Origin of the sequence: Nocardiopsis sp. FIRDI 009, assembly GCF_003386285.1 — a bacterium.
Classification (GTDB): Bacteria; Actinomycetota; Actinomycetes; order Streptosporangiales; family Streptosporangiaceae; genus Nocardiopsis.
Window position 1 is genome coordinate 209,676 of the sequence record NZ_QPNC01000001.1, and the last position, 17,847, is coordinate 227,522.

18 protein-coding genes are annotated in these 17,847 nt (G+C 71.6%); 6 read left to right on the plus strand and 12 right to left on the minus strand.

All coding sequences use genetic code 11. The features are described from left to right. The first annotated feature begins 4 nt into the window (after positions 1-4). On the plus strand, positions 5-874 hold the full coding sequence (gene ligD / locus DVR05_RS00885) for a non-homologous end-joining DNA ligase (RefSeq protein ID WP_116243841.1): 870 nt from the start codon (positions 5-7) through the stop codon (positions 872-874). Between the two features lie 63 nt (positions 875-937). On the opposite strand, the gene DVR05_RS00890 is transcribed toward ligD, so the two are convergent. The 6 genes from DVR05_RS00890 to DVR05_RS00910 form a co-directional block, all read right to left on the minus strand. Continuing rightward, positions 938-1,339 (minus strand): hypothetical protein, encoded by a 402-nt coding sequence (locus DVR05_RS00890; protein ID WP_198658981.1) that lies wholly within the window; start codon positions 1,337-1,339, stop codon positions 938-940. Positions 1,340-1,422: 83 nt separating this feature from the next. After that, the gene (locus DVR05_RS27685; protein ID WP_255422956.1) at positions 1,423-1,773 is read right to left on the minus strand and encodes an alpha/beta hydrolase; all 351 of its coding nucleotides are present in this window, start codon (positions 1,771-1,773) and stop codon (positions 1,423-1,425) included. Continuing rightward, positions 1,767-2,981 carry an alpha/beta hydrolase gene (locus DVR05_RS27690; protein WP_255422957.1) on the minus strand — a complete coding sequence of 405 codons (1,215 nt, stop codon included), beginning with the start codon at positions 2,979-2,981 and terminating at the stop codon, positions 1,767-1,769. The genes DVR05_RS27685 and DVR05_RS27690 overlap by 7 nt, the downstream gene beginning before the upstream one ends. A gap of 24 nt (positions 2,982-3,005) precedes the next feature. Further along, positions 3,006-3,326: a hypothetical protein gene (locus DVR05_RS00900; protein WP_232831908.1), complete on the minus strand. Its 321-nt coding sequence runs from the start codon at positions 3,324-3,326 to the stop codon at positions 3,006-3,008. Between the two features lie 130 nt (positions 3,327-3,456). Next, positions 3,457-4,206, minus strand: a complete 750-nt coding sequence (locus DVR05_RS00905) for a class I SAM-dependent methyltransferase (protein ID WP_116243843.1) — start codon at positions 4,204-4,206, stop codon at positions 3,457-3,459. After that, complete coding sequence (locus DVR05_RS00910) at positions 4,203-4,982, minus strand: class I SAM-dependent methyltransferase (RefSeq protein WP_369974479.1); 780 nt, start codon at positions 4,980-4,982, stop codon at positions 4,203-4,205. Before DVR05_RS00910 ends, DVR05_RS00905 begins: the two co-directional genes overlap by 4 nt. A 136-nt stretch (positions 4,983-5,118) precedes the next feature. Between DVR05_RS00910 and DVR05_RS00915 the strand changes: the two genes are divergently transcribed. Next, positions 5,119-7,122, plus strand: a complete 2,004-nt coding sequence (locus DVR05_RS00915; protein WP_116243845.1) for a hypothetical protein — start codon at positions 5,119-5,121, stop codon at positions 7,120-7,122. Positions 7,123-7,202: 80 nt separating this feature from the next. On the opposite strand, the gene DVR05_RS00920 is transcribed toward DVR05_RS00915, so the two are convergent. After that, entirely contained in the window at positions 7,203-8,525 is a 1,323-nt protein-coding gene (locus tag DVR05_RS00920) for an acyltransferase (protein WP_116243846.1), read from the minus strand. A 167-nt stretch (positions 8,526-8,692) separates the two neighbouring features. Here DVR05_RS00920 and DVR05_RS00925 point away from each other — a divergent pair, with 167 nt between their 5' ends. From DVR05_RS00925 to DVR05_RS00940, 4 genes are read left to right on the plus strand one after another with little or no spacing between them, the layout of a single operon-like run. Beyond that, the gene (locus tag DVR05_RS00925) at positions 8,693-9,634 is read left to right on the plus strand and encodes a DUF3068 domain-containing protein (protein WP_116243847.1); all 942 of its coding nucleotides are present in this window, start codon (positions 8,693-8,695) and stop codon (positions 9,632-9,634) included. Continuing rightward, positions 9,618-10,556 (plus strand): decaprenyl-phosphate phosphoribosyltransferase, encoded by a 939-nt coding sequence (locus DVR05_RS00930; protein WP_198658982.1) that lies wholly within the window; start codon positions 9,618-9,620, stop codon positions 10,554-10,556. The genes DVR05_RS00925 and DVR05_RS00930 overlap by 17 nt, the downstream gene beginning before the upstream one ends. Beyond that, the gene (locus tag DVR05_RS00935; RefSeq protein WP_116243848.1) at positions 10,553-11,911 is read left to right on the plus strand and encodes an FAD-binding oxidoreductase; all 1,359 of its coding nucleotides are present in this window, start codon (positions 10,553-10,555) and stop codon (positions 11,909-11,911) included. The genes DVR05_RS00930 and DVR05_RS00935 overlap by 4 nt, the downstream gene beginning before the upstream one ends. A gap of 37 nt (positions 11,912-11,948) precedes the next feature. Continuing rightward, a complete protein-coding gene (locus tag DVR05_RS00940; RefSeq protein WP_116243849.1) occupies positions 11,949-12,701 on the plus strand; it encodes a decaprenylphospho-beta-D-erythro-pentofuranosid-2-ulose 2-reductase in 753 nt (250 codons plus the stop codon). Positions 12,702-13,162: 461 nt separating this feature from the next. Here DVR05_RS00940 and DVR05_RS00950 read toward each other — a convergent pair whose 3' ends face one another. The 5 genes from DVR05_RS00950 to DVR05_RS00970 form a co-directional block, all read right to left on the minus strand. Further along, positions 13,163-14,542 carry an MFS transporter gene (locus tag DVR05_RS00950; protein ID WP_369974480.1) on the minus strand — a complete coding sequence of 460 codons (1,380 nt, stop codon included), beginning with the start codon at positions 14,540-14,542 and terminating at the stop codon, positions 13,163-13,165. Continuing rightward, entirely contained in the window at positions 14,539-15,459 is a 921-nt protein-coding gene (locus DVR05_RS00955; protein ID WP_116243851.1) for an oxygenase MpaB family protein, read from the minus strand. Before DVR05_RS00955 ends, DVR05_RS00950 begins: the two co-directional genes overlap by 4 nt. 170 nt (positions 15,460-15,629) lie before the next feature. Beyond that, positions 15,630-16,637 (minus strand): oxygenase MpaB family protein, encoded by a 1,008-nt coding sequence (locus tag DVR05_RS00960; protein ID WP_116243852.1) that lies wholly within the window; start codon positions 16,635-16,637, stop codon positions 15,630-15,632. 188 nt (positions 16,638-16,825) lie between these two features. Then, positions 16,826-17,410, minus strand: a complete 585-nt coding sequence (locus DVR05_RS00965) for an ATP/GTP-binding protein (protein ID WP_116243853.1) — start codon at positions 17,408-17,410, stop codon at positions 16,826-16,828. Then, positions 17,391-17,840 (minus strand): DUF742 domain-containing protein, encoded by a 450-nt coding sequence (locus DVR05_RS00970; RefSeq protein WP_116243854.1) that lies wholly within the window; start codon positions 17,838-17,840, stop codon positions 17,391-17,393. Before DVR05_RS00970 ends, DVR05_RS00965 begins: the two co-directional genes overlap by 20 nt. Positions 17,841-17,847 lie beyond the last annotated feature (7 nt).

Here is a 17,847-nt window from a genome sequence, read left to right on the forward strand (position 1 = left end):
GGCGATGGCGACCGAGGTACGCGCCGGTCGGCGCACCGTGGAGGTGGGCAAACCGGACAAGGAGCTCTTCGGGGCGGGTGGTCCGACCAAGGAGGAGCTGGCCCGCTACTACGAGCGGATCGCTCCGCTGATGCTGCCGCTCGTGCGCGGCCGTCCGGTCGCCCTGGAGCGGTACCCCGACGGGATCGACGGGGAGGGGTTCTTCGTCAAGCACCCCTCCACCCCGGACTGGGTGCGCACCGTGGAGGTCGACTCCGGCGAGATGATGGTCTGCGACGACGCCGCCGCGCTGGTGTGGTGCGCCGACCAGGGGGCGATCACCCTCCACACGTGGTCGTCGCGGGAACCGGACCTGGGCCGTCCGGACCGGATGGTGCTCGACTTCGACCCGCCCGGGGACGGTGAGGGGGCCTTCGACGCGTGCCGGTCGGCCGCGTGGGACGCGCGTGAGGTGATGGATGACCTCGGCCTGGTCGCCTACGTCATGACGACGGGCTCCCGCGGCCTGCACATCCACTCGCCGCTGCGCCCGGAGGTCGACGACCAGGAGGTGCGCGAGTTGGCGCGGGCGATCGCCGACCGGGTGGCGGGACGCCGTCCGGACGAGCTGACGACGAAGGTGCGCAAGGACGCCCGCGAGGGGCGGTTGTTCGTCGACTTCCTGCGCAACGGCCGCGACCAGCTGGCGGTCGCCCCGTACTCGGTGCGGGCCAGACCGGGGGCGCCGGTCGCGACCCCGATCAGGTGGGAGGAGCTGGACGGGCTGGCCTCGGCCCGGGACTTCACCATCGACCTGCGGCGCGAGGAGTGCCCGTTCACGGGCATGTGGCGGCACGCGCGGTCGCCGAGGAAGGCGCTGCGCGGACTGGACTGATGGCGTACCACCGGGGCAGGCCGTGGCCCGGTCAGGGGAGCGTCCCGGCCGGGTGTTCGTGGGTCAGCGGTTGGGAGTGCCCTCGGGCCAGACACAGGGCGAGGAGGAGCTGATGGAGAGACTGCCCTGGACGCTCGACTGGACGGACATCCTGAAGGAGTCCTCCTCGTGCTCGACGAAGACCGCTAGATCGTCCGGGCGTCCGTCGTCCGTTACCTGGTAGCCGTTGGCGGTCCAGTACTCGTACAGCAGGTCGACGTTGGCTTCGTTGTCCTCGACTGGGAGTTCGCGCAGCCAGTAGGTCCGGCCAACAGCGGCGATACCGCTGGCACCTCCGTCCACGGTGTCGAAGCAGGGGTTGGAGAGGTCGCCTCCCAGGGACGACAGCACCACGGTCTCGGGGAGCACTGCCACGGCGCCAGCGATGTGCTCCTCGGCGCGTTCATAGGCCTCGTCCTGGGTCATGGTCTCCTCCAGCGGAATCCTGCCCCCGCAGCCAGGCAGCGTTAGTACCAGGACTACGGCGCAGACCACGCGTTTGAGACGGATCATGTTCCTGGCTCCTCATTCTGTCCCGCGATGACTTCGCCCATGTAGCTCAATGATTTGCTGGGCTGGTCGAAGTACTCGGAGTGGGCGTCATGAAGAGGCCACTGGCCGCCATCGGCCCCTTCGTTGGACTCGAACTCTGTCGCTCCGAATTCGGGGCTGGTCGGGTCGGCGCCGTGAGTGAGTTCCGTGAAGCTGGAGATGCCGCCGTTCTCCGCTGTCGAGACGTGGACGTTCTCTGGGGCGAATCCCAGTTCGGACACGTGGTCGGCGTTGGCTCCGGGGCTGCCTACCAGGACGATTCCGTCGGCGCTGAGCCCACTGTCACTCGGTGCGGTGTGTCCTACCACAGTGGAGCTGTAACTGTGTCCGATGAGGTGTTGTGTGACGGCGACGCGTTCTCGTGTGTGGCCCGTAGCCCGGCCTGGAAGCTGCTCAGTTCGTCTACCGCACCTTCGGCTCGTCCGGGGCCATCCGCCTCGGCGGAGTTGGGCGCGTCGTATCCGATCCAGCTGATGACGGCATGGTCGACACTCGGGTCCGCGCTGGAGGCCGATTCCATGAGGGCGTCGGCTCGGTTCGTCTGATCGTTGACGCTCTGCCACGTGTTGTTGGTCCCCGGAACGGGGGTGGCGACGTTGTCGGCCGTGTCGGGGTTGCCGTTGGACACGATGGCGCGCCCGCGGTTCTCGGTGTCCAGGGCAAGCAGGTACCGGTCGGCGTTCTCGTCGTTGAAGTTCTCGCGCAGCGTGAGCAGTGTGTCAAGCTCCCCTTCGAGTTCGCTCAGGTCATCGCTCGCGAGGGAGGCGTCCAGTTCAACATCGGGACGGTCCGTACCCTCTCGAGCATCGTCGAGGTCCTCCTCCCCGTCCGTGACCTCCTTCTCCAACCGGGCGATCTCGTCCTCGAGGAGGTCCCGGTTGAGCTTGTCGCGTACGACTGTCGGGATTCCGTCGAGATCGTGGAGGATCTCGGGGTGGTCCTCCGGGCTGGGGAGTCCCTCGGGGAGCATGCCGGGATAGTTGTCGCCGAAGTAGGAGACCCGGGTGCCGGACAGTAGTCCTGATTCGACCATGCGTTCCAGCGCGTCCGCCGAAGGACCGTTCCTGAGGGAGTCACCGGCTTCCTGGGCCTGTTCCATCAGGGTGTCCCAGCAGCCCCGATGCTCCTCCAGGAGCAGGTCCCTGAGAAGGTCGAGGGATTCGTCGGCCTTCCTTTCGGCCACGGCGCTGTCGAACCGCTGTTGGACGCTGGTGAGTCTGCTGCGATAGTCCTCGATGTCCTGGGCCCACTGCTTCAGTGTGCCGGTCCCGTAGGTCAGGGCCTGGGTGGTGTCCTCCCAGAGCATGAGTTCGTCCGCGGCGGCCGTGCTGATATCCCACGCGATCATGTCGGTGAACTCGCCCGCGGCGTTGCGGAACCGGGCGTCGGTCTCCTCGGTCTGTCCCGTGATGTACAGGCGGAGGTCGTTCAGAGCGTCCGCGCCGGTCCTGATGGCTTCGGGGTCGGCGTCGATGTCACCGGGAAGTCCGAGTACGGGGTCGGAATCCGTGGTCATAGGGGTGCTTATCCGGGGCGGGGGTCAGAAGTTGACGGGGATGTCGAGGAGGTCGAGGCCCTCGTGGAACTCGTCCGCGCTCTCGTGGTCGGTGGCCTCGATCACCAGATCGGCGCCCTGGACGTTCTGGGCGAGGCTCACGGAGTTCTGCGCGAGTTGGCTGATGTTGACGTACATCCTGTTGTCGAATCCGTACAGGCCGGAGACGACGTAGGAGGAGACCACCGGTTTGAGGTCGTCGATGATCTCCTCGAGCATCGGTGCCGCCGAGACGGATCGGATGGCGAGCTCCTCGGCCTGTTCGGCCTCGTTCATCGCTTCGATGGGGTTCACCCCGGTGGACACGGGGTTCCTGTTCGGCTCGGGGAGATGGGGCGAACGGAACGCTACCGTACGTGCTGACTGCGTTTCAGTACGAATCGGTGTTTTCGGGTGTCCGGAAGCGGTCACTGCCGGGTGAGACGGTAGCCGCGCCTCACCGCCTGCGCAGCACCAGCAGCAGGTTCCAGGTGACGATCTCGCGCAGGAGCGGCACGTGGACGATGGGCTTCGTCCAGGCGGGCAGGTAGCGCGGTCGGATGTCGACCACGTCGGCGTCGGTCCGCCCCCGCGCCCAGTCGAGCATCTCCCTGGCGTAGGCGGCGTACATCGTGCGCCCGAAGTCGTTCTTGGGCCGCCGCCCGTTCCTGCGCGCGAACCGCTCGGCAGCGTAGGAGCCGCCCAGGTAGTGCCAGGGGGAGGTCTCGTGGCCGCCCCACGGGGACAGCCACAGGGTGTACGACAGGTACACGAGTCCGCCCGGCCGGGTGACCCGCACCATCTCGTCGGCCATCCGGACCCGGTCGGGGACGTGCTCCAGGACGTTGGAGGAGAAGCACACGTCCACCGAACCGTCGCGCAGCGGCAGGTCGAGCGCGCTGCCCTGCACACCGTGGGTGTCGGCCTCGCGCCCGTGCAGCCGCATCTCGTGGGCGTCGGCGTCCACGCACAGGCAGCGCGCCCCGGCGGCGCGCAGCTCGTCGGCGAAGTAGCCGGGCCCGCCGCCCACGTCCACCACGACCCGTCCGTCCAGCGGCGTGTACGAGCGCAGCTGGGCGACGGTGTCGCGGGCCAGCAGCCCGTAGAAGAACGCGGGGTCGGTCTGCTCCTTGCGGAACGCCGAGAACAGGGTGACGGACCGGCCGAGCGTCGCGCGGAAGGGGACCGTGCCGTCGGGGCGGGTCATCCGGAGTCCTTCCCGTCCATGGTGATGAAGTGGCGCAGGTGCCGCCAGTGGTCACCGCCCCAGTACTCGTCGGAGGCGACGATCCGCCCGCCGGGGATCCGGGCGGCCACGCGGTCGGTGCTCAGGGTGTGCATGCGCATCGGCGCCGGGTACCGCAGGATCACCCGCTGGGCCAGGCGGATGAGCGGGAACGGCGCGTACCGGAACACCATCCCCTTGAACGTGCGGCGCTCGGACTCGGGCACGCCGATCACCATCGCCCCGCCGGGCCGCACCACCCGGGCGAACTCGCGCAGGTAGCCGTCGGCGAGGTCGGGCGGCAGGTGTTGGAGGACCAGGTCGGTGTAGACGAGGTCGAAGGAGTCGTCCTCGAAGGCGGACAGGTCCGGGCGCTCGTTGAGCTCGAAGGAGATCCGCCCCCCGGAGCGGTCCAGTCGGCGCGCCTCGGCGAGCATGGGCGCGGAGATGTCCACGCCCACGACGCGGTCGAAGTGCGCGGCCAGCGCGTTGGACAGCCGTCCCGCGCCGCAGCCGAAGTCCAGCACCCGGCGGGTGTCGGGGTGGATGCCCAGTTCGCGCAGGCGCGCGATGGCCGGGGCGATCTCGGCCGCCCCCGAGGCGAGGAACTCGTCGTCGTCCCACCCTCCGTCGCGCTTGGCCGGGTCCACGCACACCGCCCACAGCGGCTCGGTGGAACCCAGCCGGGTCCAGTCGCGGCGGACCTGTTCGAGCCCCACCGACATCACCCCCACAGTGCTCTGCTCCCGAAGCGTCACGCATGGACTGGATCATGTTCCTGCCGTGCTGTGGCTGGTCTTCCAGGTGTGTTCGGCTGTTCGAGAGGAAAAGTGGAACGTGTTGTATTCTGGCACCCATTTCGCGGGTTGGCCAACCTAGGCCGGGAGGGTACCCATGCCGCCAGTTTCCCCCACCTCCGGCGCGCGGGACGCCGCGGAGGCGTCGACCGGGGCACCCAGCGTACGCCGGGGGGACGAGCCGCCCCGGTGGTGGACCTCCCCGACCGCGGCGCTGTCCGGGGCGGGCGGTCTCGTCCGCGCCCTGGCGCGCGACCGGCTGGTCCTGGCCGCGGCGGCGATCATCGCGGTCTCCGTGGCCCTGCGGATCCACGTGCTGGACGCGTCCTACTTCGTCGAGGACGACTTCCTGTTCTTCGCCGCCGCCGACACCGCCGACCTCACCCCCGCCTACCTCTTCGACCTGCACAAGGGCCACTTCATGCCGGGGGCCCTGTTCCTGGTCTACCTGCAGACCGCCTTCTGGCCGCTCGACTGGTGGATCAGCGCGGGCGTCATGCTCGTCCTCCAGACACTCTCCGTCGCGGTGTTCCTCCGCGTGCTGTGGGAGCTGTTCGGCCGCCGCTGGGCCCTGCTGATCCCCCTGACCGTGCTCGCGCTGGCCCCGCTGACCGTCCCCGTCCTCGGCTGGTGGTCCGCCGCGCTCAACGCAGTCCCGTTGCAGCTGGCGACGGCGCTCGCCCTGCTGTGGACCGTGCGCCACGTGCGCACCGGGGACCAGCGCGCGGGGTGGTTCGCCGCGGCCTCGGTGGTGTTCGGGATGCTGTTCTCCGTCAAGGCGATGTTCCTGCCGCCCCTGCTGCTGGCCGTGGTCGTCGCCTTCCTCCACCCCGGGGGCCCGGCCGACGCGGCCCGGCGCGCCTGGCGCGTCCGCCGTCCCTTCTGGGGCGCCATGACCGCGCTGTTCGTCGGGTACACGGTTTTGTATCTGGTGCGGACGCGCGCGAGCGACTCCGGGGAGGGGGCGGGTGTCCCCGAGGGCGAGCCCGCGTTCGCCATGCTGCGCGGCCTGCTCACCGAGGTCTTCCCGGTCGGCGCGCTGGGCGGTCCGCTGGAGTGGGGGCCGGTCACCCCGGCCGGAGGGCTCGTCGACCCGCGCGGCTGGGTCGTGCTGGGCTCCTGGGCGGTCCTGGCGGGGATCGTGCTGGCGAGCCTGTGGTGGCGCCGCCGCTCCTGGCGGGCGTGGGTCCTGCTGCTGGGCTACCTGCTGTGCGCCGACATCATCCCGACGATCATCGCGCGCGGCCGCTTCCAGGACGTGGCCGCCGCCGACCCCAGGTACGTCGCGGACGCCGCGCTCGTGTTCGCGCTGTGCCTGGCCCTGGCCTTCCTGCCCACCCGTGAGGAGCGTGACCACGCCTCCGCCGACCCGGAGGAGGCGGGCACGCCCCCGCACCCCTACCGGGCGCGGCCCGGCGGGACGGCGCGGGTGTCGGCGGTCCTGGCCACGGTCGTGTACGCGGTCGCGGCCGGATACTCCACGCACTCCTACGCCGGAACGCTCAACGGCGACCGGTTGCAGTGGTACCTGGACACGGTCCGCAACTCCGTGGCGGCCGTGCCGGAGGAGGGCGGCCTGTACTCGCGGCCCGTTCCCGGCGACATCGTCCTGGAGTGGAACGGCGCCCGACGGCTGAGCTCGTGGGTGCTGGCGCCGTTGGCCCCGCCGGACGTCGCCGAACGCATGCGGGCACCCGAGCAGTCCGACACCGCCTACGTGTTCAACGACGCCGGGTACCTGGTCACCGCGCGGCCGGGCGAGGGCGGGTACGTGTTCGGCCCGGGGCCGGCCGAGGAGTGCATGGAGACCTGGGGCGGCGGCCTGTCGTGGCCGGTGCGCGTCTACGGCGGCGTCCAGCAGGTGGTCACCATCGGCTACACGGCCGAGGAGGACACCGAGGCGGAGCTTCTGCTGGGCGACGCCTGGATCGAGCTGGACCTTCCCGCGGCCGAGACGGGCGCCAACTGGTACGTGCCGGTGGACGCTCCCGGGGAGCGCCTGACCCTGCACACCGATCCCGAGGAGCTGTGCGTGACCTGGGTGTCGGTGGGCGAGATGGCGCCGTCCGTCGAGGGCAACCCCTGGGAGGCCCAGGACTAGCCTCCGCCTGCCGGAACGGTCACCTCCAGGAGCCGAACACGGGCCGAAGCGGAGCGGCGGGCCCGGCACGAACACAGCGCCTACCGCGCGAACCGGGGCGTGTGCCCGCGCGACCACCGGCGGCTGGGCTCCTCCACCCACCGGAACGTGGCCCAGGCCAGGAGGATCGTCACCAGCGTCACCGGCAGCGCGTCCAGCCAGAACGAGCCGGTGAAGATCTCCTGCCCGGTGAAGTCCCGCCACAGGTACAGGACCATGAACTGCCACAGGAACACCCCGTAGGAGATCCGGGCGAGGAACTGGCACAGCCGGTGCCGCAGCAGGGACTCCAGCCAGCGGCCCCCCGTCCAGGCCCGGGGGTCGCGCAGCCGCGCCGGGGCGCCCGTCGGCCGGGGCGCGAGCGCGGCGGGGGCCAGGACGAAGAAGGCGAACCCGATCCCCGTCGCGGAGTTCAGCGCCGAACTCCAGATGTCGCCCGCGCCGATGAACCGTCCGCCGGCCGCCGGGGTGGCGTTCAGGACGTAGCAGGCCCCCGCCACCAGCCAGCACACCCCCGGCGAGGCGGCGACGGTACGGCAGAAGCGCCGGACGGGGCCGTCCCGGCCGGGTTCGCGCCAGGCCCACTCCGACAGCACCGCGAGCGCCATCCCGGCGGCGAACAGCCCCAGCGAGCGCGGCAGCCAGGCGTGCATGTACTCGCGCGCCTCCGGATAGAACTGCGGGACCAGGGCGCCGAAGGCGAGCGCGGTCATCGCCGCCAGTCCGACCATGAGCCGCCGCCCCCGCGCGTCGACCGTCCGGCCGCGCCGGGCCCACAGGGACAGGGCGAGGGCGATCAGCGGCAGCAGCAGGTAGAAGCTGACCTCGACGGACAGGCTCCACATCTGGCCGAGCCCGTAGGGGCCGGTGCCGAGCCACGGCGGGTCGGTGTCGAAGGGGAAGGTCAGCGTCAGCACCTCACCCCAGTACAGGAGGGAGCCCAGTTCCTCCCGGGAGTAGACCAGCAGCGCCGTCACGGCCACCACCCAGTAGGCGGGGAACACGCGTACGGCGCGCCGCCACAGGTAGGGGCCGCCGCGCGGTCCCCGCACCCCGTCGAGCGCCGCGCGGGCCCAGGGCCGGTACAGCAGCACGCCGGAGAGCGCGAAGAAGAGGGGGACGGCCAGGTCCATGGAGGCCAGGAGACCGCCGAGCACGCCGGGGGCGAGCGCGTCCCCGGTCTCGGTGGCCACGTGGAAGAGCAGCACCATCACGGCGGCCACGGCACGGACGCCGTCGAGGGTCTCGTGGCGACCGTCGACCTGGGGCAGCAGGGGTGCGGGGCCGACGGTCCGGGTGGAGGTTCGCGCGCCCCCGTGGGGGGACCCGGAGGGGTCCTCGGGCGCGGTGGGAGTGGGCGCCATGGGGCCTTCCAGAGCGGGAGTCCGTTGAAACGCGATGCACTAGAACGTGTTATAAAAATTCAGACACGCCCTGGTGACGTTGTTCACTACTGGGCAGTACTCTACCCGGAACTGAAGCTAGTTCCAGTCTGTTCCGGTTCCTGACTCTCATCCGCCCAGGAGGGCACATGCGCCGTATCGCAGCGGTCGTTCTCATCGCGTTGGGGGTCTTCTGTCTCGCTCTCGCACCCATGATGCGTATGTGGCTGGCGAGCTCCCTGATGAAGACTCCGCTGGACTACTACAGCCGAACCGTCAACGTCGGGGAGGTCGACTACTTCAACATCGAGGAGGTGGAGTTCGTCGAGGACGCCACCGTCGAGGCGCACGCCACGATCCGCGCCGACGTGGCCTCCAGCACGGACGACACCGTCGTCTGGGACCAGTTCACCTGGATCACCGACACCGACCGGGACTTCGGCATCTCCTCCAGCAGCCGCCGCGCCGGACACGACCGGGTCACCGGTGAGGCCGTCGACTGCTGCGACGCGATGATCGACGAGGAGTCGGTCGTCCAGGCGGGCCAGCTCTGGAAGTTCCCCTTCATGACCGAGCGGCGGGACTACGACTTCTTCGAGACCACCGTCCAGGAGGTCGTCCCGATGGAGTTCGACGGCGTCGAGGAGATCGAGGGCGTCGAGACCTACCGCTTCGTCCAGACCGTCGAGCCGACCGTCGTCGGCGAGCGCACCATCCCGCGCTCGGTCGCCGGACTGGAGGGAGAGGGCGACGTCACCGGTGACGAGACCTTCTCCATCACCCGCACCTACTGGGTCGAACCGATCACGGGCACCCCTGTCAACGTCGTCGAGGACCAGCACCGCGCCGTCGTCGCCGACGGCGAGGAGGTCCTGGTCCTGCTCAGCGGCGAGCTCGGCTTCGACCAGGAGAGCATCGACGGCAAGATCGAGTCGACCGAGCAGGCCCGCGCCATCCTGCCCCTGCTGCGCACCACGCTGCCGATCGGGCTCGGGGTCCTCGGACTCGGCCTCGTCGCCGTCGCCGTGGTCCTCCTGGCCACCGGGCGCCGCGGCGTGGACACCGGACTGCGCAGTGCGAACGTCGGCTGACCCCCGGCCTCCGACCGGCCGGTCACCGGCGGGCCCGACCCCCGGGCGCGCCGGTGACCGGCCGCATCCGCTGCCCGCCCTCGTCCGGGCGTGCCGTCCCCGACAGTGGCTGAAGAACCTGCTGGTGTTCGCCGCCCCCGGCGCCGCCGGGGCGCTCGACCAGCCCGGGACGCTGCTGGCGTGCGCGTGCCTGTTCGCGCTCTTCTGCGTCGCGGCCAGCGGCACCTACCTGCTCAACGACGTCCACGACGCGTCCGCCGACCGCGCCCACGACCGCAAACGCCACCGCCCGGTGGCCTCCGGCGCACTGCCCGTGCCCCTGGCCGTCACCGCCGGGATCGTGTTCGGCGCCGCCGCGCCCCTGGCCTCCCTCGCCCTGGGCGACCTCCGCGTCACCGGACTGCTCGCCGGGTACGTCCTGCTCACCCTCGTCTACACCCGTTTCCTCCGCGACGTCGTCCTGTGCGACCTGATCGTCGTGGCCGGGTGCCACGTCCTCCGCGCCGTCGCCGGAGGCGTCGCCATCGGCGTCCCCCTGACCTCCTGGTTCGTCCTCGTGCTCTCCCTGGGCGCGCTTTTGGTGGTGGTCGGCAAACGCGAGGCCGAACTGCGCGCCACCGGGTCCGGCACGCCGGTGCGCCGCACCCTGTGCGCGTACACCACGAGCTACCTCACCCAGACCCGCACCATGGCCTCCGGCGCGATGATCGTCACCTACTTCCTGTGGGCGCTGGAACCGGGCGGCAACACGCTCTGGCACACGCTGAGTATCGTTCCGTTCGTCATGTTCGTCCTGCGCTACAACCTGCTCGTCGACCGGGGGGTCGGCGAGGAACCCGAGGAGATCGCCCTGCGCGACCGGCCGATCCAGATCATGCTCGTCACACTCGTGGCCCTCGTCGCCGCCGGGATCCACCTGTGACCCCGCCGACACTGCTCACCGGCTGGGGCCGCACCGCGCCCACCGCGGCCCACGTCGTCCGCCCCCGGAGCGCGCGGCAGGTCGCCGACGCCCTGGCCGGCGCGGGGCCGCGCGGTGTCCTCGCCCGCGGCCTCGGCCGCTCCTACGGCGACGCCGCCCAGGCCGCGGGCGGCCTCGTCCTGGACTGCACGGAACTGACCGGCCCACCCCGGCTCGACCCCGACCGAGGCGAGGTCACCGCGCCCGCGGGCACGAGCATGGGGCGGCTCATCGCCCACCTGCTGCGCGCGGGACACTTCGTCCCCGTCACCCCCGGGACCCGGCACGTCACCCTGGGCGGGGCGATCGCCGCCGACGTCCACGGCAAGAACCACCACGCCGACTCCTCACTCGGCGCGCACGTGCGCGCCCTCACCCTGGTCACCCCCGACGGCCGGACCCGCCGGCTGACCCCCGACGGCCCCGACGCCGACCTGTTCTGGGCCACCGTCGGCGGCATGGGCCTCACCGGCGTCATCACCGAGGCCACCATCGCCGCCCACCCCGTCGAGACCGCCTACGCCCGGGTGGACACCGACCGCACCCGCGGCCTGGACGCCACACTGGACCTCATGGCGCGCACCGACGACGACTACCGGTACACCGTGTGCTGGCTCGACCTGCTGGCCCGGGGGGCCGCGACCGGGCGGGGCGTCCTCACCCGGGCCCATCACGCCCGGATCGCCGACCTGCCCCGCCCGCTGCGCCGCGCGCCCCTGCACCACCGCCCCACGGCACCGGTCGGCGCTCCCCCCTGGGCGCCGCCGCGTCTGCTCAACCGGTGGACCGTCGGCGCGTTCAACGCCGCCTACCACGCGGCCGCGCCCGAGCGCCGCCGCGGCCAGATCCAGCCCCTGTCCTCCTTCTTCCACCCGCTCGACGCCGTGCGCGGCTGGAACCGGGTGTACGGACCGCACGGGCTGGTCCAGTACCAGTTCGTCGTGCCCTTCGGGGCCGAGGACACCCTCACCGACATCGTGACCGGCCTCTCGCGCGCGGGGGCGCCGTCCTTCCTCGCGGTCCTCAAACGCATGGGCGAGCCCACCCCCGGCCCGCTCTCCTTCCCGCGCCCCGGCTGGACCCTCGCGCTCGACCTGCCCGCGGACCTGCCCGGTCTGGGACGGCTGCTCAACGGGTTCGACGAGCGCCTGCTGACGGTCGGCGGCCGCCTGTACCTGGCCAAGGACAGCCGCGCACGCGCCGAGACCGTGCACGCGATGTACCCCGACCTGCCCGCGTGGCGACGCGTCCGCGAGCGGGTCGACCCCGACGGGGTGCTCGTCTCCGACCTCGCGCACCGCCTGCGCCTGGTCTGACGGCGGCCCCGACACACAGCCCAAGGAGAGGATCCCCATGCGCGACGCGGTGGGAACCGTGCGGACGGTGCTGCTGCTGGGCGGCCGGAGCGAGATCGGCCTGGCCATCGTCGAACGGCTGGTCCGGGACGGCGCCCGCGAGGTGGTGCTCGCGGCCCGGGACGGTGTGCCCGCGCCCCCGAGCGTGCTCACGGCGCTCGGCGCCACCGTGCACTCGGTGGACTTCGACGCGACCCTCCCCGACACCCACGTGAAGGTCGTCGACCACGCCGTGGAGCTGGTCGGCGACCTGGACGTGGTCGTGGACGCCTTCGGTGTCCTGGGGGACCAGGCGGAGTTCGAGGCCGACCCGGCCTCAGCCGCCCGCGCGGCGGCGGTCACCTACACGGGTCACGTGTCCGTCGACCTCGCCGTCGCCGCGCGGCTGCGTGCCCAGGGCCACGGCACGCTGGTCGTGCTCTCGTCCGTGGCGGGGGTGCGGGTACGCCGGTTCAACCTCGTCTACGGGTCGGCCAAGGCCGGGCTGGACGGTTTCGCGCAGGGGCTCGCCGACTCCCTGCACGGCACGGGCGCGCGCGTGCTGGTGGTGCGCCCCGGCTACGTGCCCACGAGGATGTCGGCGCACGTGGACCCCGCGCCCTTCCCGACCACGCCGGAACGGGTGGCCGAGGTGGTGACGGCCGGACTGCGCTCCGGCGCCACCACCGTGTGGGCTCCGCGCGTGCTGGGGCCGGTGTTCGCGGGGATGCGGATGCTGCCCCGGGCGGTGTGGCGGCGCCTGGGCCGCTGACCGGTCTCAGACCGTGGTCGGATGGCGGGCGGCGGCGCCCTCGCTGGCATGAGCGCGTATGTCCGACCGGAGACTGACCCCAGCACGGCACGTCGGTGTCGCCATCCGTCCGCCCGTGTGGGCCGAGGACGCCGCGCTCGCCGGCGGTGTCGCGGTCGTGGGGGCGGCCTTCGCGCTCCCCGACCCCCTCGGCACGGCGCTGAGCGTGGCACTCGGGTCCTCCCTCGCGGTGCGCAGGACCCTCCCGGCCCTGGCCCTGGCGTGGGCGGCCGCCGTCGCGGGAGCACACGCGCTCCTCCTGACCGGACCCACGGCCGCGGTGATCGCCGTACCCGTCCTGGTCCACGGGCTCGCCCGATGGTCCCGGAGGGCGCTGGCACGCGTCGGTCTCGGCGTCGCGCTGGCCGGGACCGGGCGGGCCGCGCCGGGTGTCCGCGCGCCGAGCGGACACCCGGTGACGCTCACGTCCGCCGCGCGCCCACGTCCGCGGCGGTCAGCCGGTAGAAGGCCAGCGGGACCAGACACGAGAGCATGACCACGGCGGGCACCAGCGTGCTGCCGACCAGCATGCCCCGCAGGGCCTCGTCGCTCTGGCGCACGGTCTCGCCCGCGCCGGACTCCACGTACCCGCTCACCGCCAGCGACAGGGACAGCAGTCCCGTGCCGACGGCCTGCGCCATCGCCTCGCCGGACGTCCACAGCCCGGACAGGACGCCGCCCTGGTGTCGCCCCGAACCGTCCGGAGCCGCCAGGCAGTCCGCCAGCATGGACGCGGGCAGCAGGGTGGTCCCGGACAGGCCGACGCCGACCAGCACCGACGACAGCACCGCCCCCGGCACGCCCCAGACCGGGATCAGCAGCAGGCCGAGGCCGCCCAGCGCGAACACCCCGGCCGCGTACCCGGCCGCCGCCCGCTTGTCGACGCGGACCGACAGCCGTTTCCACAGCGGGGCCGAGGCCATCAGCGGCACCAGGACGCACACCATGAGGATGCTCGTGTAGGCCGGTTCACCCATGACGTTGGCGGTCACGTAGGGAACGCCCGCCACCATCGTCCCGCTCGCGACCGTCATGAGCAGGAAGGCGGCGAACAGCACCCGGAAGTGCCGGTGGCCGAACGCCACCCGCAGCTGGGGCAGCAGCCCCTCCGTGCGGTGGCGCAGCACCGGACGCGGGGCGCGCCGCGTCCCCGTGACGGCGCTGACCATCGCCGTCAGGAGCAGCGCCCCCATGACCAGCCCCATGACCCGGTAGCCGACGGCCCCGTCCTCGAAGGACGACTGGATGACCGGCGCGGCGGCCCCGCCGAGCAGCAGCGCCAACCCCACGAAGGCGGTCCGCCAGGTGTTGAACGTGGACCGCTCGTGGTAGTCGTCGGTGATCTCGCCGGGCATCGCCGTGTACGGGACCTGGAACATCGACGCGGCCAGGGCGGCCGCGACGAAGAGCAGCGCCACGTAGACCGCCGCCGCGTCCCCCTGGAGCGGCGGACCCGCGAACACGGCCGCGAACAGGACCGGCAGGGTCAGCGCGCCCGCGAGCATCCACGGGCGGCGCGGGCCCCATGACGACCGCGTCCGATCCGACCAGACGCCGATGTACGGACTGACCAGGAGGTCGACCGCCTTGGGCAGGAAGACCACCATCCCCGCCAGCGCGGGGCTCACCGCGAGGGAGTCGGTCAGGTAGATGAGCAGCAGCAGGCCCGGCACGGTGTTGAAGACGCTGGTGGCCACGGCGCCGCTGCCGTACCAGAAGTGGACCGAGCGCGGCAGGCCGCGCCCGACCGTGTCGCGGCCGCCTCCCGGGGCGGGCGGATCGTCGACGGAGGACGCGGTCACGCCGAACCGTCCGTACCGGCCCCCTCGACGTGGCCGACCGGGTCGACGTCGTGCGCGACCGGGCAGCTCGCGGGGAACGTGCCGATCCGGTTGACGTCGTAGCCCTGCGGGTAGCTGCGCACGTTCGGGTTGTTGTCCGCCCAGAGCGGTTCCTCGCGCGGCTTCATCCGGCGCACCACCTTGGCGCGCAGTTTCAGGGCGATGTCCGAGGCCCGGCGCCAGGCGCGGCTCGGCGGATCATAGCGGAAGGCCCGGATCAGGGAGTCGTCGAGGATCGCCATGGAGAACTTGCGCGCCAGCCCGGCCACGCGCGGCGGATAGAAGGTGACCATGAGGTCGAGGGTGGCGTCGGAGACGGCGCGGCCGCCCTCGGTGTAGGCGAAGTGCTCGTCCTCGTAGGCGTCCAGGAGCGCGCGGAACTCCTCGTAGGTCTCGGGGATGTCCTTGATCCCCATGTGCCTGCCGAGCTTGCGGTAGTAGTTGGTGATCGCCGAGATCTCGTGGTCGGACAGCCGCCGCCACCCGTAGCCGTAGTCGTTGAGCCAGCGCACCGGCATGACGACGAAGGTGCTGAGGACGTAGCGGTAGTCGTCGTTGGAGATGTCGTAGGAGCGGTGCATCTGGTTCATGCGGCGCAGCGCGTCCCGGCCCTTACCGGGCTCGAACCCGTGCCGCATGATGTTGCTCAGGATCAGGGCGGTGTCGTCGTACCGTTTCTGGGTCTGCCCCGTGAACTCGTCGGTCTTCCCGAGCAGCTCGCCGATGCTGGGAACCGCGTAGGTGCGGTACAGCGCGATGCCCAGGGCCCGGCCCATGTCCCAGGGGAACTCCAGCGAGGTGAGGATCTGCATGATCCGCACGCAGTCGGCCTCGGGGTCCAGGCGGTGGATCTCGTCGCGCAGGGCGAAGCGCGTCATGACACTCCTTCGTCGGGGGTGGTGGGGTGGGGATCGTGGGGGAGGGGACGCCGGCGCGGTGGGGTGCGCGGGCACGCCGACGGCACGGCCGGGCGGGGAGCGGCCGGGCTCGGAAGGCGCGTCGGCGGAGCGCGGGGGGACGGCGGGGACATGGCCGTGGACGGGGGCGGTCAGCGTTCGGTCGGTTCCGCGGGCCGGGCCGTGGAACCGACCGGGGCGGAGCGGGCCCCGGACCGGGCGTCGGGGGCGAGTTCCTGCCCGGGGGCGGGAACGCGCGCTCCCGTACCGGGCACCTCCACGGTGGCCAGGTCGTGCGGGACCGGGCAGCCCTTGGGGAAGGTGCCGATCCGGGACGGGGCGTAGCCGTTCGGGTAGTTGCGGATGTTCGGGCTCTGCCGGACCCGACGCGGTTCCTCGCGCGGCTTCATCCGGCGCACCGCCCTGGCGCGCAGGCGGAGGGCGGTGCGGGCGAGCGTCCGCCAGGCACGGGGCGGCGCGGGGTAGTCGAAGGCCCGGATCAGGCGTTCGTCCAGGAGGGCCCGGGTGAACGGGCGGATCAGCGGCCGCTGCCAGGCGGGGTAGAAGTCCGCCATCAGCGCGAGGGTGGCGTCGGAGACGGCGCGGCCGCCCTCGGTGTAGGCGAAGTGCTCGCGCTCGTAGGAGTCGAAGAGCTCGTAGAACTCCTCGTAGGTCTCGGGGATGTCCTTGATCCCCATGTGCCTGCCGAGCTTGCGGTAGTAGTTGGTGCTGGCGGCGATCTCGTGGTCGGTCAGCCGCCGCCACCCGTAGCCGTAGTCGTTGAGCCAGCGCACCGGCATGACGACGAAGGTGCTGAGGACGTAGCGGTAGTCGTCGTTGGCAATGGAGTAGGAGCGGTGCATCTGGTTCATGCGGCGCAGCGCGTCGCGCCCCCGCCCCGGTCCGAAACCGTGCTCCAGGATGTCGCCCAGGATCAGTGCGGTGTCGTCGTACCGGTGCTGGGTCCGGGAGGTGAACTCCTTGGTCCGGGCCAGCAGCTCGCCGATGCTGGGGACGGCGTAGGTGCGGTAGAGGGCCAGCCCCAGAGCCTGCTCGATGTCCCACGGGAACTCGTGGCTGCCCAGGATGTTGACGATCCGCTCGCAGTCGGCTTCGGCGTCCAGCGCGTGGATACGGTCGCGCCACTCGAACCGCTTCATGTGTTCTCCAGTCGCCTCGGTGCGGGCCCGACCGCGCCGGGGGCAGGGGGCCGTGGACGTGCGACACGTGCGTGCACGCGGTGCCTCACGGCCCGAACTTTACCGGTAAGCACCGTGTGTAAACGTGAGCGGTCCCGTCCGCTCCGGCGCGGCCGGGGAGTCCACCGGCCGCGCCGAACCGGGCACGGCTAGGCGGCCATCCGCTCGGCGACCCGGTTGACCAGCGTGAGCAGCACGTTCTTGGAGGACTCGCGGTCGCGTGCGTCGCTGAGCACCACGGGGATGGACGGATCGAGGCTGAGCGCGTCCCGCACCTCGTCCTCCTCGTACCGGTGCGCTCCCTCGAAGCAGTTCACCGCCACCACGAACGGCACGCCGCGCCGCTCGAAGAAGTCCACGGCCGCGAAGCACGTCTCCAGACGGCGCGTGTCGGCGATGACGATCGCCCCGAGTGCGCCCTCGGACAGCTCCTCCCACATGAACCAGAAGCGCTCCTGGCCCGGGGTGCCGAACAGGTACAGGACGAGGGTGGGACTGATGGTGATGCGGCCGAAGTCCAGCGCCACGGTCGTGGTCCCCTTGGACTCCACCCCGGACAGGTCGTCGATCCCGTAGCTGGCCTCCGTCATCACCTCCTCGGTGCTGAGCGGGGCGATCTCGCTCACCGAACCGACCATCGTGGTCTTACCGGCGCCGAAACCGCCCGCCACGAGGATCTTCAGCGCCGACGGGACGGGTGCCTGGTCGTCGTTGTCAGAGTCTTTGGATGCCATCGAGTACCGCCTGGAGTACGTCCCGGCTCACCGGGCTCTTCGCTGTGTAGGGGGCGCGGGCCAGAGCCAGACCGCGGTTGAGGAGGTCGCTGAGCAGGACCTTGACGACGGCGACGGGGATGTCCAGGTGCGCGGACACCTCGGCCACCGACTGGGGGCGGCGGCACAGCTCCAGGATGCGGAGCTGTTCCGGTTCGAGCGCCATCTCGTCCACCTCGGCCCGCTTGGCGGCGATCACGACACTGATCATGTCCAGCCGCACGGTGTCCGCGTGGTCACGTCCCTGCGCGATCACGTACGGGCGGACGAGGGGGCCGGCCTCCTGCTGACCGGTCGGCTCCGACTCGTCCGAGCCGAAACCGCCGACCGCGTCGCGGTGCGGGAGGCCGTGCGGTATCTCGCCCGGGTCGTGCTCGTTGTGCGCTTGCATAACCGCC

Coding starts and splice junctions, on each gene's coding strand:
- ligD (WP_116243841.1), top strand. CDS start 5: ATGGCGACCGAGGTACGCGCCGGTCGGCGCACCGTGGAGGTGGGCAAA.
- DVR05_RS00890 (WP_198658981.1), bottom strand. CDS start 1,339: ATGACCCAGGACGAGGCCTATGAACGCGCCGAGGAGCACATCGCTGGC.
- DVR05_RS27690 (WP_255422957.1), bottom strand. CDS start 2,981: ATGACCACGGATTCCGACCCCGTACTCGGACTTCCCGGTGACATCGAC.
- DVR05_RS00905 (WP_116243843.1), bottom strand. CDS start 4,206: ATGACCCGCCCCGACGGCACGGTCCCCTTCCGCGCGACGCTCGGCCGG.
- DVR05_RS00915 (WP_116243845.1), top strand. CDS start 5,119: ATGCCGCCAGTTTCCCCCACCTCCGGCGCGCGGGACGCCGCGGAGGCG.
- DVR05_RS00920 (WP_116243846.1), bottom strand. CDS start 8,525: ATGGCGCCCACTCCCACCGCGCCCGAGGACCCCTCCGGGTCCCCCCAC.
- DVR05_RS00925 (WP_116243847.1), top strand. CDS start 8,693: ATGCGCCGTATCGCAGCGGTCGTTCTCATCGCGTTGGGGGTCTTCTGT.
- DVR05_RS00940 (WP_116243849.1), top strand. CDS start 11,949: ATGCGCGACGCGGTGGGAACCGTGCGGACGGTGCTGCTGCTGGGCGGC.
- DVR05_RS00955 (WP_116243851.1), bottom strand. CDS start 15,459: ATGACGCGCTTCGCCCTGCGCGACGAGATCCACCGCCTGGACCCCGAG.
- DVR05_RS00960 (WP_116243852.1), bottom strand. CDS start 16,637: ATGAAGCGGTTCGAGTGGCGCGACCGTATCCACGCGCTGGACGCCGAA.
- DVR05_RS00965 (WP_116243853.1), bottom strand. CDS start 17,410: ATGGCATCCAAAGACTCTGACAACGACGACCAGGCACCCGTCCCGTCG.
- DVR05_RS00970 (WP_116243854.1), bottom strand. CDS start 17,840: ATGCAAGCGCACAACGAGCACGACCCGGGCGAGATACCGCACGGCCTC.